Source organism: Paenibacillus glycanilyticus NBRC 16618 (assembly GCF_004000805.1).
Classification (GTDB): Bacteria; Bacillota; Bacilli; order Paenibacillales; family Paenibacillaceae; genus Pristimantibacillus; species Pristimantibacillus glycanilyticus.
Genome location: NZ_BILY01000015.1, coordinates 55,804 through 81,794 on the forward strand (window position 1 = coordinate 55,804; position 25,991 = coordinate 81,794).

The window sequence follows — 25,991 nt, forward strand, 5'->3', positions numbered from 1 at the left end:
GGGAAAAAGCTGATGCATCCTGACACGCATCAGCTCTCCCGAAGCTTCAAAAGGATAATAAGGTATACATCCCTACACACAAAACGGCTAGAGAGATCGTTGTGCATACAATCGAATGCCCCGTATGACTGTCCTTCTTCATAACGGCGGCGATCAGCTGCCGGACGGCAAAATACATGCTTGCCAGATTGATAAGGAATAAGACCATCATTACGGTACTCATCAGAAAGGAACTATTGTTACCCGTTTCCTGATGGTGATGATGCATTTCACTGACCGTCCCCATAATAAGAGGCATTGTCAGCCAATGAACAAGATGCAAAATAAGCACGCCGGACACGGATACCATCGACAGTACTGAGTATTTCGACTCTACGCTCAGATGCCGCAGTTTCATCATTAGACATGCCTCTCCTTTCTATGCCTAACTTAGCTCTGGCAACCGTCCGCCTTCACCGTGCTGCCGCAATATTTTTTCTTCGCCTGCGGAGGCAGATTAATGGCCGGGCTTTGATTAAAGAAGCTGACCGGCTTCAGCATAAAGCCGATATACGCGGCAGGCATGACCGGCCAATCCTCCGGACGGGGCACATGGGTATGCCCCATCGTGTACCATACGACAACGTCGGTATTTTTAATATTTCGGTCCTTCTCCGCCCAAGCGGACAACCCGTCTCCGCCCAGATGCTGGTTCGGATATTTGCCGGAAGCATACATCTCATCCTCGTCGTAAGGGGTAACCCACAGATGGTGCTTAATAAATCCGGCGCGCTTGATCAGACTGGAACTATCCGATGCAAACGGGAAGCAATTCTCCCCCGTCACGATTTTGAAGCCGACGGATTGGCCAAGCTCATTTTTCACGTTATCGTTAACAAACTTCCAATACCTCGCCGTCTCCAGCTTAATATCGCGCTTCGCCTGAAGCTCCGTCTCCAGCAGTGTCGATTTGGCGTAAAAAGCGTTCTCTCTCGGATTGTTCTCGCCCGGCTCCTCCGGTACGACATTGACCTCATAGACCGAGTTCTCGTTGCCGTCAATCTGCATATCGAGACGAACGTTGAAGAAATGCTGATGATTGGGCGCATAGAGATCCGGTCCCACCAAATTGCCGTATTTCGGCGTTTCTCTCGGATGAAGTCCGGCCGTGGACAGGATCCCCGTCAGCTTCACCTCGAATTGAATATTGCCGTCCTGATAGAGATACCAGAAAAATCCGTATTCATAGTTGGCTACCGTCGAAATAGAGGAGATGACTAACCGGCGGGAACGCCTAACTTCGACATCGTTTGTCCGCCAATCCGTATGCTTCCACAGAATGCCGAAGTCTTCCTCATGCATGCAGATGGCGTTTTTGATGACGTATAAATCCCCTTTGCTGTCCGTCATGACGCCGTCGAAATATTTAATATAGCCCACGCAGTCGCAGCCAAGCTCCAGGCTGTTCGCCAATTGGCCAATACCGTATTCCCCGCTGTCGAACGCGTTCTTCCGGTTCTGAATGGGGCCCGGATCGCCATAAGGAACAACCATCTCCGACAAGGAGCCGCGGTACAGCACCGGACGGTCGCGTCCTTGATCATGATAGGACAAGGTATGCAGCGTTAGACCTTCGCGGGCGTTAAAGCCGATTCGGAACTTCCAATTCTGCCACTCTACCTCATGCCCGTTAATCGTAAAGCTTGGACCTTCCGGCTGCGTAATTTCGACCGGCTTGATCCCGCCGCGCAGCGGCCCTACCCGGTCGGGCGTATAGTTGAACTCCTTGTCGGGAATTTTCGTATATTCATATTCTTCAACCCGAAGCACTTCCATCGTATTCAAATCTATAATTGGAACAATCGGCAATGGGCGGGCGTAACCGTTATCCTTCTCATCGCTGCGGAGGAAGCACAAGGGTCTGGCTAACCGTCGGGTCGCATCCTCTTCCGTCCCCCAATTGCCCGGCGACCACAAATCGACCATTACGAGCTCCGGCGCATGGATGTCGAGCCGCTCCAGCGCTTCAATAAACAGCGGACTCTTGCGGACGGCAATCTCGCATTCCGCCTGCTCATCCAGCATGATGGTTGGCTGTACGCCCGGAACATGCACCCAAGAGACCACCTTTTGTCCGGTAAGAGAAACGACTGCTTCATAGGTCGCATTCTCTTTCTTGTTCAGAATAATAATAAAGGCTTCTCTCTCAAACGGTGTGGAGCCGTCATATTCCATGACAATCTCCTTCTTGGGCTCTTTCAACGCAACATGCACAAACCGGTCGGATTCGGTTAATTGACGCTGCTCTTTCAGAATGCGTACGGCGGCGCTTGTTTCTTCCCGGCTAAGCGGCTCCAGCGGGTGATTCGCTAACGATAAAGTAAGTGGTGTCATGTCAATCGCCTCTCTTCGCTTGATTAATGTTAACTTATGTGACAATAATATCCCGTCTTTTATTGCTGTCAAACCTCTGTTTCCCGAATATCGAGAAAATCAGAATTTGATTTGTCCGAATTTTTCGATTTTCTCACATATCGGGATACTCCCGTTCTCTCTATTCGGATAGCGGGTCATAATTACGTCATGAAAGATAACATATAAATATAGGAGGGACTTACATGCTGAAATCCTGGAAAAAGTACTTATCAATCGCTTCATGGGTGACTCTGCTCTTCACCGCGTTACCTTTAACCGCCTTCGCGGAAGGAGAAACCGCTGTCGTAGATACCGGGGATACGACGTGGATTATCGTCGCAACCGTACTCGTCATGTTTATGTTCATGCCCGGACTCGCTTTATTCTATGGAGGTCTCGTTGGCCAGCGGAATATCTTGTCTACCGTCATGCATAGCTTGAGCGCCTTTGTGATCGTTACGCTTGTCTGGGTGCTATGGGGCTATAGCTTCGCGTTTGGCCCCGGAGTTTCCGGCGTATTTGGAGGGTTTGAATTTATAGGCTTCCAGCATGTCGGCATGGATGCCAAGGATGGCCTGACGATTCCTCATCTGATCTTTGCCATGTATCAGGGAATGTTCGCGGCCATAACTACCGCCTTAATCTCCGGCGGCGTGGCCGAGCGGATCAAGTTTAACGTATGGGTCATATTTGCCGTTCTGTGGGTTACCTTCGTCTATGCCCCGATGGCGTTCTGGGCATGGGGAGGCGGCTGGCTCTCGAAGCTTGGCGGGCTCGACTTCGCCGGCGGAACCGTCGTTCATATCTTATCCGGCGTAAGCGCGCTGGTCGCCGCTCTGGTCGTAGGCAAAAGACGATCCTTCCCCAACCGGACTTTACCGCCCCACAATCTTATTTTCTTTATGATTGGAGCGATGTGTCTCTGGTTCGGATGGTTCGGCTTTAATGCAGGCAGCGCCTTAGCTTCAGGCGGGTTAGCAAGCCTTGCCGTTGTGACGACGCAGGTTGCTGCAGCGGCAGGCGGCGTGCTATGGATGGTTATGGAATGGAGATTGCGAGGAAAAGCAACAATGGTTGGCGGCGTAACCGGCGTCATTGCCGGACTAGTAGCTATTACGCCGGCAGCGGGTTTCGTGTCGGTGCTCTCGGCAATTCCAATCGGCGCTCTTGCAAGCGTCATTTGCTACTGGGGTCTTCATGTCGTCAAAGCCAAGCTGCAATACGATGATTCCCTTGATGTATTCGGCATTCACGGGATTGGCGGGATCTGGGGAGCTATTGCAACAGGCATATTCGCCAGCACCAAGGTTAACCCTGCCGGAGCAGACGGACTTATTCACGGCAATGCCAAGCAGGTCCTTATCCAATGCGTAGACGTGCTTGTCGCGATTGGACTTGCGGCCGTTGGCACCTTCGTCATCTTGAAGGCAATCTCTTTATTCACAACCCTTCGGGTGTCGGAAGAGCAGGAATTAACCGGGCTTGACCTCAGTCTGCACGGGGAGAATGCCTATAACACCTTTGAAGCGATGAACAGCGGCATTCCCGCAAGGCCGCAAACGGAGTATCAGCCTGCCGGCACCGTGCTTACCGCGAGTCCCGAGATGAAAGGAGTGTAACCATGAAGCTGCTGACCGTTATTATTCGTCCCGAGAAATTAAGCAGCGTGACAGCCGCCCTTCACACCATCGGAATCAGCGGCATGACCATCAGCGACGTCCGCGGCCAAGGCATTCAGAAAGGAACCCGGACCTTATACCGCGGAGTGGAGTATCAGACGGATTTCATATTAAAAAACAAAATCGAAACCGTCGTTAGCGACGACCTCTATGAAGAAGCGGTGGAGGCCGTTATCGAAGCGGCAAGAACAGGCGCCATTGGCGATGGCAAAATTTTCGTTACGGACATTGCCGACGCGATCCGGATTCGAACCGGCGAGCATGGCCGGGCTGCGCTGGGCCAATAAACGGAAGAACCCTCCCGTTTACGAAGTCGGGAGGGTTCTCTATTAGGAAGCCTTGATAGGCGATAGAGCCGCCTGATCCAGCACTTGGTGCAAAATATGGAAGGAAGCGGCAACGCGGTGCATATTGCGGCGAATCTCTTCAGGGGATTGGATATAGGGCGAATCAACCAGCTCGCTTGCCCAACGCGTTACCATTTGCTCCATACAGGCAGGCGTAGTCTCGAGATGGAACTGCAGGGCTAACACATCTTCTCCATACGAGAAGGCTTGATGTCCGCAAGCCTCCGAGGTTGCGAGCAGGGTTGCGCCTTCAGGCAGGTCAAACGTATCGCCATGCCATTGGAACGAGTGGAATTCAGCCGGCATTTCCTTCAGCCAAGGATGCTCTTCACCGCTGCGCTCAATGCGGTGCCAGCCAATCTCCTTAAGCGTATGCCGATATACTTTTGCGCCAAGAATCTCCGCAAGCATCTGTGCGCCCAGACAGATTCCCAATATTTTAATTCCGCGGTCCATCGCCGATTTGACAAACCTTTTCTCATCCGCAAGCCAAGGGAACTTATCTTCTTGATAGACGCTCATTGGCCCGCCAAGAATAAGCAGCAGCTCCGTTGTGTCCAGCCATTTCTTATCCAATTCCACTGCCGGGTTAACAACCGTAAGCTGATGTCCGCCCCACTGCGCCCAATCCGAGAAAGTGCTTATATCGTCAAAGTCGAAATGCCGAAACGCCAGTATGTTCATCCCAATTCCCTCCCGTGTGAAACGTGTCTGTTGTCTATAGTCTTATTGTAGAGCTGAATTCGGGAAGACTCGACTCGATTTTCTCACATAGTGGGAAACGACAGGAATTCATTCGGTTAAAATAGGATTAAGTAATGGCAAGCGGGCTGTTCTGCACGGCCTTCAGCCACTCGGATGCCATCAAATAATGGCCGGCCGCCGTTGGATGTACGCCGTCAAACAGCCAATAATCAGGCTCAGCTTTTTCCGCCGCTTGATCAAAAGCCTGCTGGAAGGGCACAAATACCGCCTGATACTCTTCCGCTAATTGCTTCACAACCTCGCTCTGCCGCTCTACCCTCTCGCGCCAGCCGCTCCATTCCTTGGCAGTTACGCCTGTCCGCAGAACAAACGGTTCGCAAAGAACAAGCCCGGTCTCCGGCAATACTTCCTTCGTCTCCTCCAGCAGAACGCGGTAAGCCCGCTCGAAACGGTCCGTCGCGCCGCTAGGCAGCTTGTCCATGATGCGCCATGTATCGTTAACCCCGATCAAGATACTAAGGAGATCCGGCTTAAGCGCAATCGCATCTTCATTCCAGCGCGCGTACAGGTCGGATACCCGGTTCCCGCTAATCCCCCGGTTAATGAATTGATGCCCGGCCTCCGCTTGCTCGCTGCCCAGCCGGCCGGCAATATGATACGCATACCCTTGCCCAAGCAGCTGGCCCGCATACCCATCCCGAGAACGTCCGCAATCCGTGATGGAATCCCCTTGAAACAAAATCACTTTCCCCATTCTAAACTTCCCCTTTGCGTATGAAATAAAGCAAACGCTTCCTCTCCCATTTTATAGAAGACTACGTTCTTCTGTAAATCATGGAAGCGGCAACGAGGCCAACGCAGACTCCCGAAACAGGCGCAACAGCCAAAATACTGATAGCCGGCAGACCGCTGGCATTTAATTTCAACCCCGTGAGCAGCACCGCCCATAGGAACACAACCATCCAATACATCCATTTCTGATAGGAAGGCACGGTAACAATATCCTCATTCCTCGGATTGCTTTTATACAGCTTAATAAGGACCGTTAGCGTTATGACCAACAGTCCCAGCAGAGAAAAGCTGTACTGCAGCATTTTAAATAAAGGCAGATTCAGAAAGACAATCCGATTCAAAACAGCCACGTGATGAACAAAGTAACCTCTCTCGTGCGTAAACCCGTCTACCAGAATATGCGTATAGAACCCGATGATCACGGAAATCAAATAGACGAACCAAGCCTTGAAGCCTCTCCTATCCCAGCTGCCGATCAAATGATAGGCACGTTTATCTAGATCAAATAACGAAGGAAGATGCAGGGCAAGCGAGGCTTTGACCACATAATGAAACAAAAGGCCAAGCACAAGGCTAAGCGGGATAACCTGCAGGAATAAGCCCGCAGCCGTATGCCCGATAGACTGATAAGGCTCCAGCCGCACGAAATACTCCATATCCGGCCCCATGCTGCCCAGCACCAGCCCCGTAACGCTCAAAAGCTTTCGGTTTATCTTTTTTAGCGGATAAGCAAATATCGGATGAGCTAGCGTATAAGGCATCCCTTCGAGCTCCAATCTATACTTTATTTCTAAAGGTTATAGACGAACGGAACAGAAAAAGGTTACAGGATTTTCAAAAATTTGAAAAAGACTGGTCATCTATAATAGATGGGTGTATATTTATTCATAATATTGCATTAATATTCTTGGATGGAGGTTGCAAAGAAGGATGAAGCACACCGTATTTGTGGATGGTCAAGAAGGGACAACCGGCCTCAAGCTGCTTGATTATTTGTCCCGTTTTTCATCGATCGAAGTTCTGAAGATTGATCCCGCGAAAAGAAAGGATCCCAAGGAAAGGGGAAAATTACTTAATGAAGCGGATCTCGGTTTCCTCTGTCTTCCCGATTCGGCTGCCAAAGAGTCTGTCTCGCTTGTCAAAAATGACAAGACGAAATTAATCAACGCAAGTTCATTATTCAGAACGGACAGTAGCTGGGTATACGGGCTGCCGGAATTAAAACACCAGCGGGAACGGATACAAGCGTCATCGAGAATCTCCGTGCCAGGCTGCCATGCCACCGGCTTTATCCTCTCCGTTAGACCTTTAATAGAATCCGGTCTCTTGCAGAAGGACTATCCTGCTTCCTGTTTTTCGATCTCGGGTTATACGGGGGCCGGAAAAAGCGGCATTGAAGAATACGAGAATGCAGACCCGGCTTCCATCGATAAACTCCATGTTCCGAGGCCTTATTCCTTGCTGCATAAACATAAGCATTTACCCGAAATGGTCATGTTCTCAGGACTTGAATATCCCCCGGTGTTTACGCCTATTAAAGCCAATTATCCCCAAGGGCTGGCAATGACCGTTCCGTTAACGGGAAGAAGCATGGCTAAACAGGCATCCGCAAAAACGGTGCGCGAAATATTGGCCGCGTATTACGAGGCAGAGCGATTTGTCCAGGTTATGCCTTACGATTCGGAAGCTTATCTGGAGGACGGTCATTTCCTTATTGATGAATGCAAGAACACGAACCGGTTGGAAATCTTTGTTTTCGGACAGGAAGATCATATTACGATTGTTTCAAGATACGATAATTTAGGCAAAGGAGCTTCGGGTGCTGCGATTCAAAATATGAATTTGATGCTGGGATTTGACGAAGCGTCCGGTCTGATCCTCTAATAAAACAAGAGCCGGCTACCCATGGGGTAGCCGGCTTTGCTGTTTATTAACCTTGAACCGTTGAAATCAGTCTGTACAGAATCGTTGCTGCTTCCGCGCGCGTTGCTGTTTTATCCGGGTAATAGTAGCCTTCCGGCGTCCCTTTAATCAATCCGGATTTCAGCGATTGTGCCGCCGCGTCAGCTGCCCAAGCTGCAATTTCGCTGCCATCCTTCAAGGCCGCAAGCTGATCTGCGCCGGCAGCTTGCGACTTGCCGACAAAGGCAAGGACATTAGCCGCGGTTACGGCAAGCTGCTGTCTTGTAATTTTGTCATTCGGACGGAACGTTCCATCCGTAAAGCCTTGAATGATACCCGCTTCCGTTGCTGCCGCTACCGCGTTAGCATACCAGGCATTTGCGGTTACATCCTTAAAGCTGTTTGCCGGGTTGCCTGCTGTCAAGCCAAGAGCTCGCGTCAGCATCGCCACCCACTCCGCACGGGTCAACTGCTGCTCAGGAGCAAATCGATCGGCGGTTTCACCGTTCAGAATCAAGCTTGAAGCAAGAGCGCTAATCTCTTTTTCGGCCCAATGCCCTCTCGTATCGGCAAACGATTTGTTTATGGCCAATACCGCATAGACGCTGTTATGATTCGTGCGAATAATCGCGGTCACGTTACCGTTTGCATCGGTAACAAATGTCGTTGGCACCGGAGTTACAGAGCCGTCCGAACCGATTACAACAGCAGCGGTTGGCTTCGAGGCAGGTTTGCCAAGCGGAATCGTGCGGGTTACGTACTGCTTCCCAAAATTCTTAACCTCTTGCCAATTCGAATGGCTGCCTACCCATACGTTAAATTGAACGGGAGCTCCAACCAATGAACCGTTTTGCTGCTGCAAAGCCAGTTCGCCTGCATGCTTAACCGCATCGGATACCGCGCTGATTGCCACGCGAAGCTGTTGTCCGTTTGTTACGGAGCTGTTTAGCAAAGCCTGCAAAGGAAGCTCATACGTTCCCAGGCCAGTTTTGACCGTGATCGTCAAAGACTTGTTGTTCTTCAGAAGCTCGGCAAGCGTAGAAACAGGGAATTCTGCCTGCAGATTGCCTTGCCCTTTCAGATCCGTCAAATCGATTGTAATGGAATCCGCTTTGCCGCCTTGAGCTGCGTTTGCCAGAATAGCTGCATCCACCTTCACAACGGACGCCGGCTCTCCGTTAGGAGCGGTTTCCGTTGCTGCCGTAAAGCCGCTGATCGTAGATCCAGTTCCCGAAGTCGTGACGACAGGACCGGTCGTTGCGTCTCCGCCAGTGGAAGGCGTTGTTGTCGAGCTGCCGCTTGTAACGGTTACGGTTGCAGTTGCCGTAAAGCCGCCGTCTTCCGTTGTCACGGTTATTTCGGCCGTACCTGTTCCTTTTGCCGTTACCACGCCATCCGTTACCGTTGCAACCGAAGTATTGCTGCTGCACCAGTACAGGTTATGGTTCTCCGCGTTGCCTGGTTGAATCGTTGCGGTGAGCGTGTCCGTCTTGGTATTGGTCAGATCGAGAGCAAGCTCAGCCTTATTGAGCGTTACGCTTGTTACGCCGACGGTAGCATCCGGATAACGGTACACTTCGAAATCGTCGATAGCCGCCCAGTTGCCCGCTTTTGCATCGGAGAAAACGCCGATTTGCAGCTTGCCGTTGGTCACCTCAATACGGTCGATCGCAAACGGAGTGTAGACGCTGCCGCTTGCGCCCCTCATGTCTTTCGTCAGCTGCGGCGCATTCTCGCCGTAGCCCGATACCTCGAGCTGGAACTTGTTTTGTCCGCCTCCCGTTCTTACCCACACTTGAACCTTATACACGCCGTTCGGAACGGTTAGCGTCTGATAGTTCGATTGCTGGTAAGCCGAACCGGACCAATGGGTCATTTTATATTTGCCGCGCGGGTTATCATTGTCGATGGACGAAGCATTCGACTGCGTACCCGGATGCCATTCCTGCCATGGAGAAAGGGTTGCTTTGCCATTGCTGTCGGTTGTTTCGAAATCGAGATTGTTATCTGGGAAAGGTACCAGAACGCTTGCCACCGCAGGTGTCTCGGTGACCGCATTGCTAGCCGCCGATTCGTTGCCTGCTTGGTCTACCGCCTTCACCGTAAAGGTATAACGCGTGCCCGCTTTCAGGTTGGTCACCGTATAGACGGAAGACGGAGCAGGATCAACCGATGCCCGTTTAAAGCCGTTGACATAAATGTTGTACTTCAGGAAATCGGTCTCGACGTTTGGTTCCCAAGCCAATTTAACCTGTTCGATTCCCGGCTCCGCCGTCAGGCCAACCGGTGCCGAAGGTGCCACGGAATCCGAGCCCGCCACTGTTGTTGTGTTTACGGAAGAGCTTGCCGCAGATTCGCCGTTAGCGTTAAACGCCGTAACGCGGTAGGAATAAGCCGTACTGCCTCGAAGCCCTTGATCCGCATAACCGGTCGCATTTCCGGCCGCGAGTCCAATCAGCCGGTAATCCGGATATACTCCGTTTGCCGTAGTTTCCGAATCCGTGGTAGAACGGTAGATTTTATAGCCGTCCACATCTGCGACCGCTGTCCAGGACAGCTTGATATTATGTCCGCCTGATAGCTCAGCGCCGACTCCTTGCGGTGTCCCCGGAGCGCTCGTTCCTTGTGCTGCCGATGGAGCTTTTGCAATAACCGGAATCAATTCCACATCGTCGAATGCAGCCCATTCGCCGCCTTTATTGCGGGAATGGATACCCAACTCCACTTGTCCGTTCGTCACTTGAATTTCCGGAATAACGATTTGCGTCCACGATCCCACATAAGCCGTAGTTGCCGCCGCAACGCTCAGATCGGCGCCGCCGTATTTCTTCGCTTCCAGGCTTACGTTCGTATCGCCGCCCTTTTGATACCAGACGGAAGCTTTATACGTACCGTTAGGAACTTTCACCGTGCGGAATGTGGTCTGTTCATAAGGCGTGCTGCCGCCTAAATAATGAGTAAGCTTATAAGAGCCGCTTCTTGGATTATCCCTGTCCGCCTTTTGAGCGGATGCTTGGCCTTCGGGCGTCCAGCCATTCCATCCGGCAAGTCCGCCTTCTTCAAAGCTGCCGCCAATGCTCAAATAGTTATAGCTGCTTTGCACGAAATCATAAGAGAACTGGAACCAGTTCAGATTGGCTTTGCCGCGGAAAACGACATACAACTTATGCTTGCCGGATACGGATTCCGCTTGGGCGGCTTTTGTAATCCATGCCCCGTTTGTATCCGTGAGATCCACGCCGCCGACATACTCGCCGTCCGGACGGTCAAGGCGGAACTCGATGCCGCTGTCGCCTTGCGATTGCGCTCTGACCTTCACGCTTGCCGTGCCATTCAGGAATTCAACGTTATCAAATGCGATGTAGCTGCCATCCATCGTTGTACCGACAGCTTTGCCGCCGCCGGCGTCGGTAGTTACTGCCGTTGTCACGCCGTTCATTTCACTGTAATCCTCGGCCTGCAGGGCAGCATACGGGCTGATTGCAGCCGCGCTGTCCTGTGTTCCGTTCCATACAAAGCTGGCTACGGCACCGGCGGGAAGCGTATAAGCGAAGCTTTTGGATCCCCAGCGTACTTTGAAGTCCTTCGGCTGCTTCGACGAGTTCAGGGCTACCAGTACTTTGGAGCCGTCCTTATTGACAAATGCAACATCCTCGATGCTGCCCGCGCCAAACGTATTGGACTTGATCCGCTGCGCTCCCGGCAGAACAAATTTGCTTGCCTGGCCAAAAGCATAGAACTCTTCGTTGTACTTGACTTCATCCGTGCCGCTGTTAACCGTAACTATACCGCGGCAGTCCGAACAGCCCCCTACATACGGACCGTGATTCTCGTCAAGCGCAATATTCCATTTGAGCGATGTGCGAGCCCAGTTGCGGGTAGCGCCGATGATGAGATTCTGAGCATCCCACTGCACGTTGCCTGCAAAATCAGGCGCGAATTCACCGCCCGAGCTTTCCGTGAAATAAATGTCTTTGTCCGGATGCTGGTCATGAACAAGCGACTGTGCGCTGACATTGCCCGAATAGCCGTGGAAGGCGGAACCGGCAATATACTTCTTCGCATCCGGGTCGTTCAGAACCTCGATCGGGTAGTCCGGCTCACTCCAGTTATGATCCCAGACCACAATTTTGGTATCGATCTTAGCCGCTTCAAACGCTGGCCCCAGGTAATCCTTCACGAACTTCGCTTGATCCGCCGGCTCCATTCTCATCCCCGGGTAATCGGCCGGTTCGAAATGCGGTTCATTCTGAAGCGTAACGGCGTCAATCGGAATTCCTTCCGCTTCATAGGTTTCAATAAATTTGACGAAGTATTGCGCGTAAACCCCGTAATATTCCTCTTTCAGCTTCCCTTTTACTGATGAGTCCGTTGTTTTCATCCAACCCGGCGCGCTCCAAGGCGTGCCCATAATTTTCAGATCCGGGTTAATTTGCAGCGCTTGCTTAAGGAACGGAATAATGTATGCGCTGTCATGAGCAACTGAGAAATGCTCCAGATTCGGATCCGTCTCTCCCGGAGGCATATCGTCATACGTATAAATGCTGGTTGCAAAATCGCTTGCGCCCATCGGCAGCCGCATATAACTGAACCCAACGCCGTCGCCTTCACGGCTGAACAGCTTATTCATCAAAGCGTCTTTCGCCTGATTATCCATTTGAGAAATGACATACGCCGAAGAATCGGTTAGAGCGCCACCGAAGCCGTCAATCGTCTGGTATTTCGTATTCTCGTCTACGTCTATCGTCAGCTCTGCCGGCGCGCCGTTCGATTCGAATGCGACATCCGGCTGCTTGGCGATCAGATTGCTCTTGTCACCGGTTGTCATCCATACGTTTACCGGATCAGCGGCAGCTGCCGATACTGCCGGCAACGCAATGCCGGTAAAGCTCGAGACAACAAGACCGGCGACCAGTGTCTGCGCGGCCATTCGTTTCCACATACTTGCTCCCATGCTTCAAGCCCCTCTCAAGAAAGTTTCTCTGCCATGCTGAGTACTGCTTTTCCTATTACCCGTTTAATAAATAAGCCTTGTTGCACCCCCTGTTCCTTGCATGGATCCCCTGGATGTATGTCTTGTTGCTTACCTGAATTGGATAATATCATCAATTGAAATCGATTTCAATAAGTTGATAAAAAGAAATTAACCGCTTTCATACAAAAAGTGCCGTTTTATGGCGTTAAATATATAAAAACCGATTGTGCGATATGTGATATCTTTTGAAATCGATTTCAAATAACGTTAATAAAACACCCGGTACATCCCGTACCGGGTGTTGATCGTCTACCCTCGTTTATCTTTCTTTTGGTCCGCTATTCCCCGGCTTCGGTTTGTTGGCTGCGATATCTCCCCGCACGATGCCAAAACCGTTAGTACCGATATACACGCGCCCGTATACGCGCGGATCGCCGGTAATGGCTTGCGTCGCATTCGCATATTGATGGAGATCATCATTGATCCGAATCCAGCTGCGGCCCGCATCATCCGACCGGTAGAATCCAAACTTGCCGTTGATACGCCCATTCATATATATCGCCATATACGATTGACCCGGTGCAGCCTTGCCAAAGCCGATCATCGCCGATTCCTGCACATTTTTCAACTTCGTAAAGGTGGCACCCGAATCGGTAGAATGGAAAATGCCGTATTCGCTTTGCGTGTTCGTATTATCCTTCGCCGCAACCAGCCAAATATCGCCTTCAACGCCAGGAACCGCTTTAAACTTGCTATTCAGCTTTGATGGCAGGTTAACCGCTTTGACGGATTTAACGAAGTTTGCCCCGCTATCCTTGCTTACATAGAAAGCCCCGTCCGCATAAGCATAAAATTTGGAGGAGTTTACTCGGTCGGAGGATACCGTAGCTCCCTCCGGAATGCCGGCCGAAGCTGTCCATGTCTGGCCATGATCATTCGAGTAGCTTACCGGTCTGCTTTGGTCTGCCGAAGCGCTTTTCGGAGCCCATACAATCGTATTTCCGTTGGCGCTAAGAGCAACCGTTCCGCCTTGCGTTTTATCCCCGTCTGTATCTGTCCACGCGTTGGAAGCAGGTGTCCAGGTCACACCGTTATCCGTGGAGAGGCCTAACCGGGCATCTTTATTCTCCGCATTGCCTACGCGAACGATTAAGTTCGGATTCAACTCGGCATAATCCAGGTCCGTGCTTGTGCCAAAGTAAGGATTCGTAATCATGGTTGGCGCTTTGTCCAATTCTTCATGCCGGAAGCCGCCAATGTCGCCCATTGCGCTGATCAGATGCGCTCCGTCCGGAGGGCTGATCAGACCGAGAACAGCCGTTTCTTCAATTCCTTCGGCATGAACGGATACCTTCACCTTATCGCCGTTATTGCGGTCCAATGCCGTCAAATGATCCGCAGCAAATAGAGTAGCGCCTGTTCCGTACAGAAGCCGGTCCGGATTAAACGGGTCAATCTCGAGATCGCCAATCATCCAGCCAAGCTTCGGATTTTGCTCGACATCGGTCGGACTCGACGTTCTACCCCAATCCAGCCATGGGGATTGCGAGTAATCCAGATCATACTTATTCACCCTCGAATAGCCTTCCCCCATCGTCCAGAAGGACGTCCAGGTCGCTCCGCCATCCGTGCTTCGGAAAATATGCTCATCCGGCCACCACATATTCATTGTTGCGACCATCACCGTATTCGGATTGGAAGGATCTACCGCAAGCCCTCCAAACGGATAGGAAGGGACTCCGCTGGCATCGGTTGGCGCAATGACAGCCGGACTGATATCCGTCCACGCCCCGCTTTTCGTATCGAGTTTCCAGACCGAACCGGCTTTCGTTCCGTTCCAGGCCGGACCGTCGTAAGGGCCAATCGCGCTGTTATACGTAATATACAGCTTCCCGTCAGCCGTGAGTACGCCATGATGAGGAACAAAGCCTTCATGCGGCTGTCCGGCAACCGGTTGCCAGGTAGCGCCGCCGTCCGTACTTTTGTAAATGCTTTGCTCCGTGTCTGCAACTCCCACGTAAATCGTCTTCGTTGTTTGCGCCGATTTCTTATGCTTTGCATCAGCCTTTTTCCCGGTTGTTGCATCAAAGGCAATCCATACCGGCCCTACCTCTCCGCCATAATAATCCTTTACGTTCTGCTCCGCCGTAAAAGAAGTGACTTTGTTCCAAGTCGCGCCGTAATCGGTGCTTCGCCACAACCCGTTGCCGTTGCGCGCTCCAAAATACACTACGCTGTTATTGTTCGGATCAATCGCAAGACGTTCGCCCATCGAACGGCCCGGCATATTGCCTCCGAATTTGAACGGCAGAACGGTTTTCTTCCAAGTCTCCCCTTTATCGTTGGAGCGCAGCATAACCCCGTTCTGATCTGTAAAGTCATTCGAATAAGTGCCAGCGGCAATATACACCCGGTTCGGATCTACCGGATCGGTTGCAAGGCTTTCCACGCCGGCCATATTCCAATTGTCATAGCCGACCCAATCAAGCAGCTGCTTCCAGGTATTCGTCTTCTTGTCCCAGCGGTAGGCTCCCCCAATGTCCGTTCTGACATAAACAAGATCTTTCTCGGAAGGATTGTAGATGATTCCGGGGACAAATCCTCCGCCAACCGTCTTTACTCTCCCCCAGTCATAGCCTTGCGACTTGCTGCCGGATGAGGCCATAACCCCATTGCCGAACAAACTGGCCGTTAGCGCGATAACAGCGATGATACCTGCAACCTTTCTCTTCATTACACCTTCTCCTCTGTTAAAGTTTAGTTTAGCACATTGATTGAAAACGCTTTCTTATGTGCCGCTGTTATCGTACAACGAAAGCAATTTCCATGGATACCCTTGGTTTTATATGTAAATTCAGTTCAAAATTAGTGGTTGCATATGGCTGATTGCATCAAAAAAGCTTCTCCGAAACGAAGCATTCGAAGAAGCTTTCCAATTTAATGCGATTTGTTGTAATCGAGCAAATGAAGCACCATTGTTACAGCCTCTGCTCGCGTTGCCGAAGCCAAAGGCATAAATCGATTAGTGCTTCGTCCGTTAACGATTCCGGCATCGTAAGCAGCCGCTACAAGCGGCTTCGCCCATGAAGGAATGAGACTATCATCCGCAAAACCGGTAGAAGCCGTTACGGCCTGCTTTCCAACTGTACGCATGAGAATTGTCGCCATTTCCATTCGGCTAATTTCCGCATTCGGATGGAAGCTTCCGTCCTCATACCCTTTAATCATACCCTTCTGATAAGCAAGATTTACGGCATCTTTCGCAAATGGCGCAATCTCCGATTGATCCGAGAAGGTATGGCTGCCGGCTTGCGTATCCGGCTTCAGGCCTAATGCGTTAGTTACGATAACGGAAAACTCCTGACGGGTCACGGTTTGATCCGGGCGGAAGCTTCCGTCCGGAAAACCGCTTATCCAGCCCTGCCCGGCTCCGTCAACAATCAGCTTCTCTGCCCAATGCCCTGCAATATCGTTAAAGCTGACGGGCTTCGTGGGAGAATCCGGCGTTACAGTCGGAGGAGGCGAAGTTGGCGCATATCCTCGGTTGAGAATGACCAAATAGATTTGTTCTGCCCCGTTTTGGGCGGTCACCCTAATTTGTATCGTATTGCTGCCCTGATTTAAGCTAAGCGGAACGCTGTTTACCCCGCTTGCGAGACTAGTATACGCACCTTGATTCAAGCTCATTTCCGTTGTAGCATGACTTTCGGCGACAACCGGCTTTAAGGTAATGGAATCAACGGTATAATCAACGCTTGTGTTATAGGCGAAAGTATTTTCGTCAAATGCTGGGTTTAATGTCCCCGCAGATAACGTCAAGCTGCTGAGTTTGGCATTGCTGCTTTGCCGCTCGACGCGAATGGTATAGGTTTTCGCATTGCCGTCATCCGCTGTAACTTTGATATGCAATGTATTTAATCCATCCTGCAGCGGGATCTCAGGGCTGTCCGTGTTATCGGCTAGGCTGGTATAGGAGCCGCTGCCGGATTGCCACTCTACCTTGGCTGAGGAATCCGCGAGCTTAGGCTTGAAGGTCAAGCCGGACACCGTGCTTGGCATCACAACCTCGTAGTCCGTCGTTGCGCTGTCAAAAGACGGAGCCAGACTTCCGGCCGATAAGCTCAAGGCGGATAAATCCGCATTCGAGCTTCTGCGATGGAGGCTGATGCTATAGGTTTTTACGGTGCTGCCATCCTGTGCGGTAACTTGGACTTTAATGAGGTTGTCACCTGCAGAGAGAGGCAAATTCGTGCTTGCTGTTCCGCTAGTAACCGATTCATCGGTTCCGCCGTTAATGCTCACTTTAATCGTAGCGTGCGCTTCCGCAGAGGTTGGCGTTACGGTTGTAGAAGATACGCTGTTGGCAACCTCGGCGGAATAGGAGATTGTCCCGCTTGAGAATAACGGAAGAATAGAAGCCGCAGATAAATTCAGTTGCGATAGATCCGCATTTGTGCTTGCCGCTGCACGGATGACGTTAATCGTGTAGGCTGTTACCGTACTACCATCTTGCGACGTCACCATGACGGGAATGCTGTTGCTGCCGACAGCCAGATTAATGGCATCGCTTGCATGATCGCTTATCGCAGCTAGCCCGTTTATTGTCGCTGAAGCATCTCCGTCCGTAAGTGTTGGCGTAAAAGCAATAGATGAAGTCGTATACGGAACATTCACAGTGTAGCTTGTATTAGCGGAATCAAAGCCCGGCGATAAACTCCCTTCCGATACGGTTAATTTCCTCACGGTAGAATCATTTGGCTGTGGCCTATGTACATGGATACTGATTATGCGGGTGGCCGTTTGATCGGCGGAGGTGATTCTCGCCTCAATAAGGTTCAACCCCGGGTTCATGAATAAATTACCGCTCGAAGTCCAATTTCCAATCAGATTCCAAGTTCCGCTGTTTACCCGGTATTCCAGTTTCGTCTGGTCATCGCTTACCCTTATGCCAATATAGGAGTTGGGATTCGAGCTTCTATCCATGTATAGATCATAGTCGGACACATCATTTGAGAACTCAGGATATAACTCTCCTCCCGCCGACAACGCTAGGACATTGACATCACTTCCTGCCGCAGAAGCCTGTCTAATTGAGGTTGGCAGCAGGAGACAGATAATCAATAAAATAGTCATTATTTTTCTAAACGGCATGTTGGATCATTCCTTTATGTATAAGATATTCGACATAATTCTACCAAATTATAAGACAAAGATAGATATATGGATAGAGATAAATAAAGAAAAGACGCCCCAGATTGGAGCGTCTTCTATTTTATAATTATGTCCCTGCGGTTCCCGCGTTGCTCGCGGCCTTCTGCATGGCATGCATGCCGATAATGACGGCAATAAGCTCGTAGGAATCCAGAAATTCGCATTGATTGTCAAGCACGAAAGCATCGGATGAAAACCAACCGTTAACTTGTTTGAATTGGGCGACAATGTTATCGGATTCATCTATTACATCGTATTCTCTCGAGAAGGCCGGCGAAATAATCTCGTAATCGCCGCGGCCGATCGTTTCATAGGAATATTTTTTCGTGAAAAACGACAGCCTGCTTCTAAGCACTCCCGCTTCCTCACCATCCGCTCCGTTGACCTCCCACTTGCCCGAGAAGAAGGGGAACCTCCCGTTATAGAGCAGTTCACCGTTCGCACCGTAGATATCGATGGTAGAGCTAAAAGCGCTTCTCATATCGAGCTGCCCGACTTGCTGCTCCTGCTCGTTTAAAATCTCCGTCACACCGGCATTCCAAAAATTCTCACGAAAATACAATTGCAATTCAGTCGCCCCTTTCGCATGCCGTGACTATTCCTTTTTATGTTATGTATAACGCCGGTACAAGTCAAAATGTTTCATTATTCCCGCATATCCGACGCTTTATGGGTGAATATCAGCAAAAAGAAGGCTGCCGTCCCCGGCTGTCTTCTTACAAAATGGGAACATACACATCCGCATTGCGAACATGCTGTTCTTCACCGAAACGGAATACTTCAAGCGCTAGAGATCTCGTATTGTTTTTAACGTTCATCGCTTCCAGGGCCGCCTTGATTAACGCATATGGATCCTTTTCGCTTGACCTTACCTTCGCATAGCTCTGGCCTGGAACGGAAAAGCCGAGCATGCCTTCCGGAACCTCGTCGATTCGGGATACTTCCATGCAGTATATATAAGTGAACAGAAAATCATTGGCAAAATGAGGGCAAACATAGCTGTCCGCATTGATCACGTTCGGAATCTCTTTTATTCTGGACAGAAAAAGCTCATTGACCTCCTGGATGCTTTTCGGATTTACGCGCCTGAATGCATTCGTAACCGCCACTCCAACAAAATGCTTCTCTTCCAGTGTAACAATCTCGACCTGCTCCAATTGCTTATTGGTCACGCGAATCACTTCTCCTCATTTAAATTTGGATAAAGCGGCGCCAAAGCGGTATCGATCTTGTCGGCAACTAGCGTATAGAATTCGGGAACATTCGGGCTCTTGGAACTCGGAATTTCTTCAAAGGCCCGAATAAATAAGCCTGAAGCTCCGGCCGCCGACAAAATATCGCCAACCGTCCAGCTGCAGGCGAGCACTTTGCCAAGACCTTCTCTCTCTTCCTCCGGCAGTAGCTTGGCGAAGGCAACCTCGCCTTCCTTAATCCCTTTTTCGAAGTAATTGCCGCTTGGCTCAGTAAGATTTCTCGAGGTTACCCAGGCCCTTGCAAAAGGATGAAAATCCGTCAGCAGAAATCTTCCGTTCGCTCTCAGCCTCCGGCGGACAACATCAAAGATCGCATGAAGATCGGAGAAGTAATGCAGGACGCCAAACTCCATCAGAACGATATCGAATTGTCCCAGCTCTTCCTCATCCGGAATAGACAGGGCATCCGAACAGATATAATTCAGCTTAACTTTGGCCGCAGCCGCAACATCCAGCGCATACCTCTGATTTTCCGCCGATAAATCCACGACTGTAACCTCTGCTCCCTGCATGGCAAGCGCGATCGCTTTTCTGCCATGCGAACCCAGCAGATTAAGCACCCGCTTCCCCGACGGATCTCCTATGTACTTCAGCCAATAACGCAGATTATGGCTGCCCGTCTGCCTTAACGTCTCGGCTAATTCAGCGGGAGTACCGTATTGCCGAACCCAAGCTTCATAAGCCTTCGTCTCCCACGCCATTTTGTTTGCCTTCACTAACCGTTCCTGCAAACCAACCTCTCCTCTCATGATAGACGGCTTCGAGAAACTTCCAAAGCTAAACTTCCAAAGATAACCAGATCTATTATATACGAGAAGGTACTTGGCAAAAAGAAAAAAATCCGCCTTGAGCGGATTTCTGTCTAATAATCCCTATATGCTAGAATTTACGTTTGCTTATTTCCTGCGCCGCTCTCTCCTGCGTAAAGACATCCTCGGGCGGGACCATCCGCTTAGGAAGCGTCCTTCCGGCCATAATCTCCTTGGCCGTCTGCATCAGCTGAGGCCCAAGCAGCGGATTGCACTCCACCACCGCGTTCAGCTTGCCTGCCGCAAGCTGCTGCAGCGCCTTTCGGGAGCCGTCGACCGAAATGACGATAATATCGACTCCGGGTCTAAGGCCTGCTTCCTCAATCGATTCAATGGCGCCAAGAGCCATATCGTCATTATGAGCGAATAATACTTGCGGACGCTCGTCTTCCGGCACCTCCAGGAAGGTGCGCATCACCTCCCTGCCCTTCTCTTCCGTAAAGTCGGCGGGAGCGCTTTGCGTAATGACCATATCTTTTCTAGCCTTTATAATGCTGCGGAATCCTTCTCCCCGCTGAATGGAAGGCGTAGAGCCTTTGGTTCCCTGCAGCTCCGCTATCCGGATCGGGCCAGGCTGGCTGCGCATGAGATCAAGAAGATATTTTCCCGCCCTCACCCCTTCTTCATAAAGGTTAGAGCCAATCGTTGTGACAAATAGCGACGAATCCTTTACGTCAACCGAGCGATCCAAGATGACAACCGGAATCCCGGCCTGCTTGATCTCCAGAAGGATATCCTCCCAGCCGGATTCCACGACTGGCGCGATGGCGATAACATCGACCTTCATTTCAATAAAAGAGCGGATGGCTTCGAATTGCTTGGACTGGGACTGCTCGGCATTACTCATAATTAACCGGATACCCGACTCGGCAGCCGCATCCTGGACTGAGGCCGTATTGGCGAGGCGCCATGCGCTTTCGCTTCCCAATTGGGAGAAGCCGAGAGTTATCGTTTTCCCGGGATTTACGTTCGAGGCTGAGCTCTTCAGCCATTCGCTTATGGCTGGCGGTGCTTCACTGTCTAAGGCCGGCACGGGGGCGGGTGCTTCCACCCGGGAAGTGCAGCTTTGAAGCAGTAAGATTAGGACCAAACCAAATAACAAATAGATTAGCTTCTTCATGCCTGCCCCACCCCCTTGAAAGGAATAACTTATGTCTTTAACGTGACCCTCCGGTCACTGAGCAGTCTCTGGAAGAGGATAAACACAAACAGTAACAACCCGATCACAATCTTTGTCCACCAGGAGCTTAGCGTTCCTTCGAAGCTTATTATAGTTTGGATAACCCCTTGTATCAATACGCCGATCAAGGTTCCCGCGACGTAACCGACACCGCCGGTAAGCAGCGTTCCGCCTATAACAACGGCCGCAATCGTATCAAGCTCCAGTCCCATGGCATGCAATCCGTATCCGGATAGCATATAGAAGGTGAACACGACTCCCGCGAGCGCCGAGCAGAAGCCGCTGAACGTATAGACTAATATTTTCGTTCTGGCCACCGGCAGCCCCATTAGGAGCGCGGATTGCTCGCTTCCCCCAATCGCATACACATTGCGGCCAAATCTCGTATAATGCGCAAGATAGATAGCGGCTAGAACAATCACCAACGCAATGATTACGTTAATGGATATATTGCCTCCGGGAAGCGGTACCTTGGTTTGGGCTGCCTTGGTAAAAAAGCCGTTTGTCACCGTAATCGTATCAATGCTGATGATGTAACAGATCCCTCTGGCGAGGAACATTCCCGCAAGAGTAACGATAAACGGCTGGATTTTGAAATAATGAATAATGGCCCCTAGCAATGTCCCGAATAAAGCTCCAAAGATAAGAACCATCGGAATAACAACGACCGGTGACCAGCCGTGCCGCTCTACCAATGTGGCGCAAATCATCGTAGTGAGGGCAATAACGGAGCCGACCGACAAATCGATGCCGCCGGAAATGATGACGAAGGTCATCCCTACGGCCGTTATGATAAGAAACGAATTATCGATGAGCAGATTATATAGAACCTGTGCGGAGAAAAATCCGGTGTAGCGAAATGAGCCCGCGGCGAACATGACCGCTAGCAAGCCAAAGGTCACAAGGATCGGAACGTATTTGCGGTTAAGCATGGCGGGTAACCTCCTGTTCTGCAGGGTAATTCCTCTTCTTCCAGCGGGTAATCAACGTCTTGCGGAACGCCTCGGATTGAATGAGGCATACGGCAAGCACGACAAAAGCCTTGACGACAAGCGTAATCTCGGGCGGAACGCCAATCATATAGATCGTGGTGGTCAAGGTCTGGATGATCAATGCGCCAATAACCGTTCCCATCAAATAAAACCGTCCGCCATTCAGAGAGGTCCCGCCGATCACGACTGCTAAAATGGCATCCAGCTCATACCATAGTCCGGCGTTGTTCCCATCCGCGCTGGAGACGTTCGAGCTTAGAATCAGCCCTGCTATTCCCGCGCATAAGCCGCAGAACACATAGACAGTCAGAATCACGGTTCTGGAGCGAAGACCCGCAAGCCGGCTAGCCTCCGGATTGCTGCCGACGGATTCAATAAACAAACCGATGGCTGTTCTTCGTGTCAGCAGCGAGGCAATCAACAGCACGGCCGCAACGATAAAGATAGAAAACGGCAAGGAAGCAAGCGAACCCGCGCCGATATATTCGTAGTTCGAATTGGATACGGTTATAATTTGCCCGCTGGTAATTAACTGCGCAATACCACGCCCGGCAACCATTAAGATAAGAGTCGCAATAATAGGCTGAATACGCGTGACCGTAACAAGCGCGCCATTCCACATGCCAAGCACGATAGACAGCGCGATGGATGCCAATACCGCCCCAATTACGAGCAAGACGGAGCTTGGATCCGTGCCTTTGCTTATTGTCAGACAAGCCATAGCGCCGGAAATCGCCACAATGGAACCAACGGAGAGGTCGATTCCGCCCGTTGCAATGACAATGGTCATTCCGATGGAAACCAGGATAAGAGGAGCTCCAAAATTAAGAATATCAATCAAGCTGCCGTATAAGTTGCCGCCCCGGACCGCTAGAGAGAAGAAATCCGGTGAATAGATGAGATTAAACAATAGCAATGCCCCAAGCACAACCAACGGCCAGAACAAATGATGACGGTGCATTTTGCCTCCCATAGCCTTATCCCCCTGCCATCGCTTGCATAATTTGCTGCTGGTTCAGTTCGCCGCCGCCAAGCTCCTTGACTTTGGAGCGGTCCCGCAATACTGCCACGCGGTCGCTGACGCGGATGACCTCTTCCAGCTCCGAAGAAATAAAGAGAACCGACATTCCCTGCTTCGCAAGCGAAAGAACCAGCTTCTGGATCTCCGCCTTGGCCCCAATATCGATTCCTCTCGTTGGTTCATCCAGGATCAACAGCTCGGGTTCCGTCAGCAGCCAACGGGCAAGCAGTGCCTTCTGCTGATTGCCCCCGCTCAGGTTCTTAATCAAGTGTTCGGGGTTTGGAGGATTAATGTTCAGCATCTTGATATACTGGTCTGCGATTTCATCCTGTTTCTTGCGGGAGATCGGCCGGAGCCAGCCTCTTGCTGCCTGCAGCGCGAGTATAATATTTTCACGGACAGTCAGATCGTCTATAATACCCTCGGTCTTCCGGTTCTCCGAGCAGTAAGCAATGCCCAGCTCGATAGCGCTTCTTGGCGATTTCACCGGACTGCCGGATTCCCCGGCAAGCAGCTTCCCTTGATCCGGCCGGTCTACGCCAAAGAGCAGTCTTGCCATCTCCGTCCGGCCGGAGCCCAGCAGGCCTGCTAATCCAACTACCTCTCCCTTCCGGATCTCAAGATCAAACGGGTTAATCGCCCCTTTTCGGCCAAGCTCGGATGCGGTAATCATGATACTCCCCGCGGCGGCACCTGCCTCTTCAGACAGCTTCGGCAGCTCTTCCAGCAGCTTAAGATCCTTGCCGATCATCTTCAGAACAAGCTCGATGCGCGGCAGTCCCGCTGCCAGGTACTCGCCTTCCAGCTCTCCATTGCGTAGAACGGTAATCCGGTCAGACATTTCATAGACCTGATCGAGAAAATGGGTAACGAACAATATAGCCAATCCGTCGTTTTTCAACTTTCGCATAATGCTGAACAGCTGATGTACCTCATTTTGATCCAGACTGGAGGTGGGTTCGTCGAGAATAAGCACTTTCGCCGAAATGCTGAGCGCCCTGGCAATCGCAATAAGCTGTTGGACAGCGACGGAATAAGCATGAAGCGGCAGCGTAACGTCGATGCTCAGATTCAGCCGTTCCTTCAGAAGCCGTGCGGCTTCCTTGTTCATCTTGTTCCATAGGATTCTGCCGAATTTCCTTGGCTCCCTCCCAATATAAATATTTTCGGCAACTGTCAGGTTCGGACATAGATTCACTTCCTGATAGACAGTGCTGATCCCGGCTTTCTGCGCCTCTAACGGCCCGCCAATCGAGACAGCCTGATTTTCGATGGTAACCGTACCTTCATCGATAGAGTAGACACCGGTTAACACCTTAATGAGGGTCGATTTGCCTGCTCCGTTCTCTCCCATCAGCGCGTGAACCTCGCCGGGGAACAGCCGGAAATCCACATTGGACAAGGCCTTTACGCCGGGGAAGCGTTTGGTGATTCCGGTCATTTGAAGAATAGGTGCCTGCATGCTGCTCTCTCCTTTCCAAGAGAAAAAGCCGCCCAGCGGCAATCTGGTGCTCCAGGCGGCTTTTCATTCTTTTTATTAGTACTGGCGGCTCGGCAAAGCTTCCTTCGCCTGCTCGGATGTGAAGGTCGTTTCGTTCGTTACGATACGCGTTTCAATTTCTTTGCCGTCTACAACCGCTTGAGCAGCTTCCATCAACTGAGGTCCAAGCAGTGGATTGCATTCCACGATAAAGTTGATCTTGCCGTCTGCCGCGGCTTGCATCCCGTCTTTGACCGCGTCTACCGAAATAATGATAATGTCTTTGCCCGGCACAAGACCTGCGGCTTCAATCGCTTGAATAGCCCCTAAAGCCATGTCGTCGTTATGCGCGTAGAGAACATCAATGTCTTTATGCGCCTTCAGGAAAGCCTGCATAACTTCCTTCCCTTTGGCACGAGTGAAGTCGCCGGTCTGGGAAGCGATAATTTTGAGCTTGGGATTCGAAGCGATCGTGTCCTGGAAGCCTGCCTTGCGGTCGTTCGCCGGAGCGGAGCCTGTTGTTCCCTGCAGCTCGACGATATTGACATCTTCCTGCGTATCTTTGTATTGATCGACCAGCCATTGACCGGCTTTCTTGCCTTCTTCAATAAAGTCCGAGCCGATAAAGGTCTTATACAGTGACGTGTCGGCCGAATCTACCGCACGGTCTGTCAGAATGACCGGGATACCGGCATCCTTTGCTTCCTTCAGCACCGTATCCCAACCCGATTCCACTACCGGGGAGAAGGCGATAACATCAACCTTTTGCTGAATGAAGGAACGGATCGCTTTAATCTGATTTTCCTGCTTCTGCTGGGCGTCCGAGAACTTCAGATCGAACCCGGCTTCTTTCGCCGATTCCTGGATCGACTTCGTATTAGCCGTACGCCATCCGCTCTCCGCCCCTACCTGCGAGAAGCCAAGCGTAATTTTCTTATCGCCGTCTCCCGAGCCGCTGGCCGTTTCTTGGGCCGCAGCCGTCTCGGCCGGCTTATTTGTTGCGTTTGCCGTATTGTTCGAGTTGTTCCCGTTGCTGCCCCCGTTGCCTCCGCAAGCGGTTACAATAGACACCATGACAGCAAGCGTTACCGCAAGTCCCCATCTTTTCTTTAACTTCATCAGGTTAATCCTCCCTTTTCGTTCACCATGCCTGGCGTGATTCAAGTATAGAACCGTTGCGTGCAACGGAAATATGGAGTCCGTTTGGAGAATCGTTGAATCCTTTTGGCAACTTCCCGGAAATCGAGAGCG

At 51.1% G+C, this 25,991-nt stretch carries 19 protein-coding genes; 3 read left to right on the forward strand and 16 right to left on the reverse strand.

Annotated elements, in window-relative coordinates; all coding sequences use genetic code 11:
• Positions 1-46: 46 nt before the first annotated feature.
• The gene (locus PGL01S_RS14060; protein WP_127495242.1) at positions 47-400 is read right to left on the reverse strand and encodes a hypothetical protein; all 354 of its coding nucleotides are present in this window, start codon (positions 398-400) and stop codon (positions 47-49) included.
• A gap of 29 nt (positions 401-429) precedes the next feature.
• Positions 430-2,373: a primary-amine oxidase gene (locus PGL01S_RS14065; RefSeq protein ID WP_127495243.1), complete on the reverse strand. Its 1,944-nt coding sequence runs from the start codon at positions 2,371-2,373 to the stop codon at positions 430-432.
• Between the two features lie 224 nt (positions 2,374-2,597).
• Here PGL01S_RS14065 and PGL01S_RS14070 point away from each other — a divergent pair, with 224 nt between their 5' ends.
• A complete protein-coding gene (locus PGL01S_RS14070; RefSeq protein WP_127495244.1) occupies positions 2,598-4,013 on the forward strand; it encodes an ammonium transporter in 1,416 nt (471 codons plus the stop codon).
• A 2-nt stretch (positions 4,014-4,015) separates the two neighbouring features.
• Complete coding sequence (locus tag PGL01S_RS14075; RefSeq protein WP_127495245.1) at positions 4,016-4,360, forward strand: P-II family nitrogen regulator; 345 nt, start codon at positions 4,016-4,018, stop codon at positions 4,358-4,360.
• Between the two features lie 42 nt (positions 4,361-4,402).
• Here PGL01S_RS14075 and PGL01S_RS14080 read toward each other — a convergent pair whose 3' ends face one another.
• The 3 genes from PGL01S_RS14080 to PGL01S_RS14090 form a co-directional block, all read right to left on the reverse strand.
• Positions 4,403-5,104 carry a type 1 glutamine amidotransferase gene (locus PGL01S_RS14080; protein ID WP_127495246.1) on the reverse strand — a complete coding sequence of 234 codons (702 nt, stop codon included), beginning with the start codon at positions 5,102-5,104 and terminating at the stop codon, positions 4,403-4,405.
• Positions 5,105-5,231: 127 nt separating this feature from the next.
• On the reverse strand, positions 5,232-5,879 hold the full coding sequence (locus PGL01S_RS14085; RefSeq protein WP_127495247.1) for an SGNH/GDSL hydrolase family protein: 648 nt from the start codon (positions 5,877-5,879) through the stop codon (positions 5,232-5,234).
• Positions 5,880-5,940: 61 nt separating this feature from the next.
• A complete protein-coding gene (locus PGL01S_RS14090; protein WP_127495248.1) occupies positions 5,941-6,678 on the reverse strand; it encodes a DUF4184 family protein in 738 nt (245 codons plus the stop codon).
• Between the two features lie 169 nt (positions 6,679-6,847).
• Here PGL01S_RS14090 and argC point away from each other — a divergent pair, with 169 nt between their 5' ends.
• Entirely contained in the window at positions 6,848-7,801 is a 954-nt protein-coding gene (argC, locus tag PGL01S_RS14095; protein WP_127495249.1) for an N-acetyl-gamma-glutamyl-phosphate reductase, read from the forward strand.
• A gap of 46 nt (positions 7,802-7,847) precedes the next feature.
• On the opposite strand, the gene PGL01S_RS14100 is transcribed toward argC, so the two are convergent.
• From PGL01S_RS14100 to PGL01S_RS14150, 11 genes are all read right to left on the reverse strand, one after another.
• Entirely contained in the window at positions 7,848-12,773 is a 4,926-nt protein-coding gene (locus PGL01S_RS14100) for an S-layer homology domain-containing protein (RefSeq protein WP_244935590.1), read from the reverse strand.
• Between the two features lie 340 nt (positions 12,774-13,113).
• Positions 13,114-15,528 carry a beta propeller repeat protein gene (locus tag PGL01S_RS14105; RefSeq protein ID WP_127495250.1) on the reverse strand — a complete coding sequence of 805 codons (2,415 nt, stop codon included), beginning with the start codon at positions 15,526-15,528 and terminating at the stop codon, positions 13,114-13,116.
• Between the two features lie 203 nt (positions 15,529-15,731).
• Positions 15,732-17,777 (reverse strand): cadherin-like beta sandwich domain-containing protein, encoded by a 2,046-nt coding sequence (locus tag PGL01S_RS14110; protein WP_164775462.1) that lies wholly within the window; start codon positions 17,775-17,777, stop codon positions 15,732-15,734.
• A gap of 295 nt (positions 17,778-18,072) precedes the next feature.
• A complete protein-coding gene (locus PGL01S_RS14115) occupies positions 18,073-18,573 on the reverse strand; it encodes an LURP-one-related family protein (RefSeq protein WP_127495252.1) in 501 nt (166 codons plus the stop codon).
• Between the two features lie 148 nt (positions 18,574-18,721).
• Positions 18,722-19,177 carry a GyrI-like domain-containing protein gene (locus PGL01S_RS14120; protein WP_164775463.1) on the reverse strand — a complete coding sequence of 152 codons (456 nt, stop codon included), beginning with the start codon at positions 19,175-19,177 and terminating at the stop codon, positions 18,722-18,724.
• Positions 19,178-19,182: 5 nt separating this feature from the next.
• Positions 19,183-19,989: a class I SAM-dependent methyltransferase gene (locus PGL01S_RS14125; protein WP_164775464.1), complete on the reverse strand. Its 807-nt coding sequence runs from the start codon at positions 19,987-19,989 to the stop codon at positions 19,183-19,185.
• Positions 19,990-20,137: 148 nt separating this feature from the next.
• On the reverse strand, positions 20,138-21,187 hold the full coding sequence (locus PGL01S_RS14130; RefSeq protein WP_127495255.1) for an ABC transporter substrate-binding protein: 1,050 nt from the start codon (positions 21,185-21,187) through the stop codon (positions 20,138-20,140).
• Positions 21,188-21,216: 29 nt separating this feature from the next.
• Positions 21,217-22,179 carry a galactofuranose ABC transporter, permease protein YjfF gene (gene yjfF, locus PGL01S_RS14135; RefSeq protein ID WP_127495256.1) on the reverse strand — a complete coding sequence of 321 codons (963 nt, stop codon included), beginning with the start codon at positions 22,177-22,179 and terminating at the stop codon, positions 21,217-21,219.
• Positions 22,172-23,212, reverse strand: coding sequence for an ABC transporter permease (locus tag PGL01S_RS14140; protein ID WP_127495257.1), 1,041 nt, complete (start codon positions 23,210-23,212; stop codon positions 22,172-22,174). Before PGL01S_RS14140 ends, yjfF begins: the two co-directional genes overlap by 8 nt.
• Before the next feature lie 4 nt (positions 23,213-23,216).
• Entirely contained in the window at positions 23,217-24,722 is a 1,506-nt protein-coding gene (locus PGL01S_RS14145) for a sugar ABC transporter ATP-binding protein (protein WP_127495258.1), read from the reverse strand.
• Between the two features lie 75 nt (positions 24,723-24,797).
• Positions 24,798-25,859 carry an ABC transporter substrate-binding protein gene (locus PGL01S_RS14150; protein ID WP_174806564.1) on the reverse strand — a complete coding sequence of 354 codons (1,062 nt, stop codon included), beginning with the start codon at positions 25,857-25,859 and terminating at the stop codon, positions 24,798-24,800.
• Positions 25,860-25,991 lie beyond the last annotated feature (132 nt).

Bases quoted from the DNA above. Each gene is read 5' to 3' on its own strand.
- PGL01S_RS14060 (WP_127495242.1), bottom strand. From the start codon at position 400: ATGATGAAACTGCGGCATCTGAGCGTAGAGTCGAAATACTCAGTACTG.
- PGL01S_RS14100 (WP_244935590.1), bottom strand. From the start codon at position 12,773: ATGGGAGCAAGTATGTGGAAACGAATGGCCGCGCAGACACTGGTCGCC.
- PGL01S_RS14090 (WP_127495248.1), bottom strand. From the start codon at position 6,678: ATGCCTTATACGCTAGCTCATCCGATATTTGCTTATCCGCTAAAAAAG.
- PGL01S_RS14105 (WP_127495250.1), bottom strand. From the start codon at position 15,528: ATGAAGAGAAAGGTTGCAGGTATCATCGCTGTTATCGCGCTAACGGCC.
- argC (WP_127495249.1), top strand. From the start codon at position 6,848: ATGAAGCACACCGTATTTGTGGATGGTCAAGAAGGGACAACCGGCCTC.
- PGL01S_RS14145 (WP_127495258.1), bottom strand. From the start codon at position 24,722: ATGCAGGCACCTATTCTTCAAATGACCGGAATCACCAAACGCTTCCCC.
- PGL01S_RS14070 (WP_127495244.1), top strand. From the start codon at position 2,598: ATGCTGAAATCCTGGAAAAAGTACTTATCAATCGCTTCATGGGTGACT.
- yjfF (WP_127495256.1), bottom strand. From the start codon at position 22,179: ATGCTTAACCGCAAATACGTTCCGATCCTTGTGACCTTTGGCTTGCTA.
- PGL01S_RS14065 (WP_127495243.1), bottom strand. From the start codon at position 2,373: ATGACACCACTTACTTTATCGTTAGCGAATCACCCGCTGGAGCCGCTT.
- PGL01S_RS14110 (WP_164775462.1), bottom strand. From the start codon at position 17,777: ATGGATAGAAGCTCGAATCCCAACTCCTATATTGGCATAAGGGTAAGC.
- PGL01S_RS14130 (WP_127495255.1), bottom strand. From the start codon at position 21,187: ATGAAGAAGCTAATCTATTTGTTATTTGGTTTGGTCCTAATCTTACTG.
- PGL01S_RS14140 (WP_127495257.1), bottom strand. From the start codon at position 23,212: ATGGGAGGCAAAATGCACCGTCATCATTTGTTCTGGCCGTTGGTTGTG.
- PGL01S_RS14150 (WP_174806564.1), bottom strand. From the start codon at position 25,859: ATGAAGTTAAAGAAAAGATGGGGACTTGCGGTAACGCTTGCTGTCATG.
- PGL01S_RS14080 (WP_127495246.1), bottom strand. From the start codon at position 5,104: ATGAACATACTGGCGTTTCGGCATTTCGACTTTGACGATATAAGCACT.
- PGL01S_RS14085 (WP_127495247.1), bottom strand. From the start codon at position 5,879: ATGGGGAAAGTGATTTTGTTTCAAGGGGATTCCATCACGGATTGCGGA.
- PGL01S_RS14075 (WP_127495245.1), top strand. From the start codon at position 4,016: ATGAAGCTGCTGACCGTTATTATTCGTCCCGAGAAATTAAGCAGCGTG.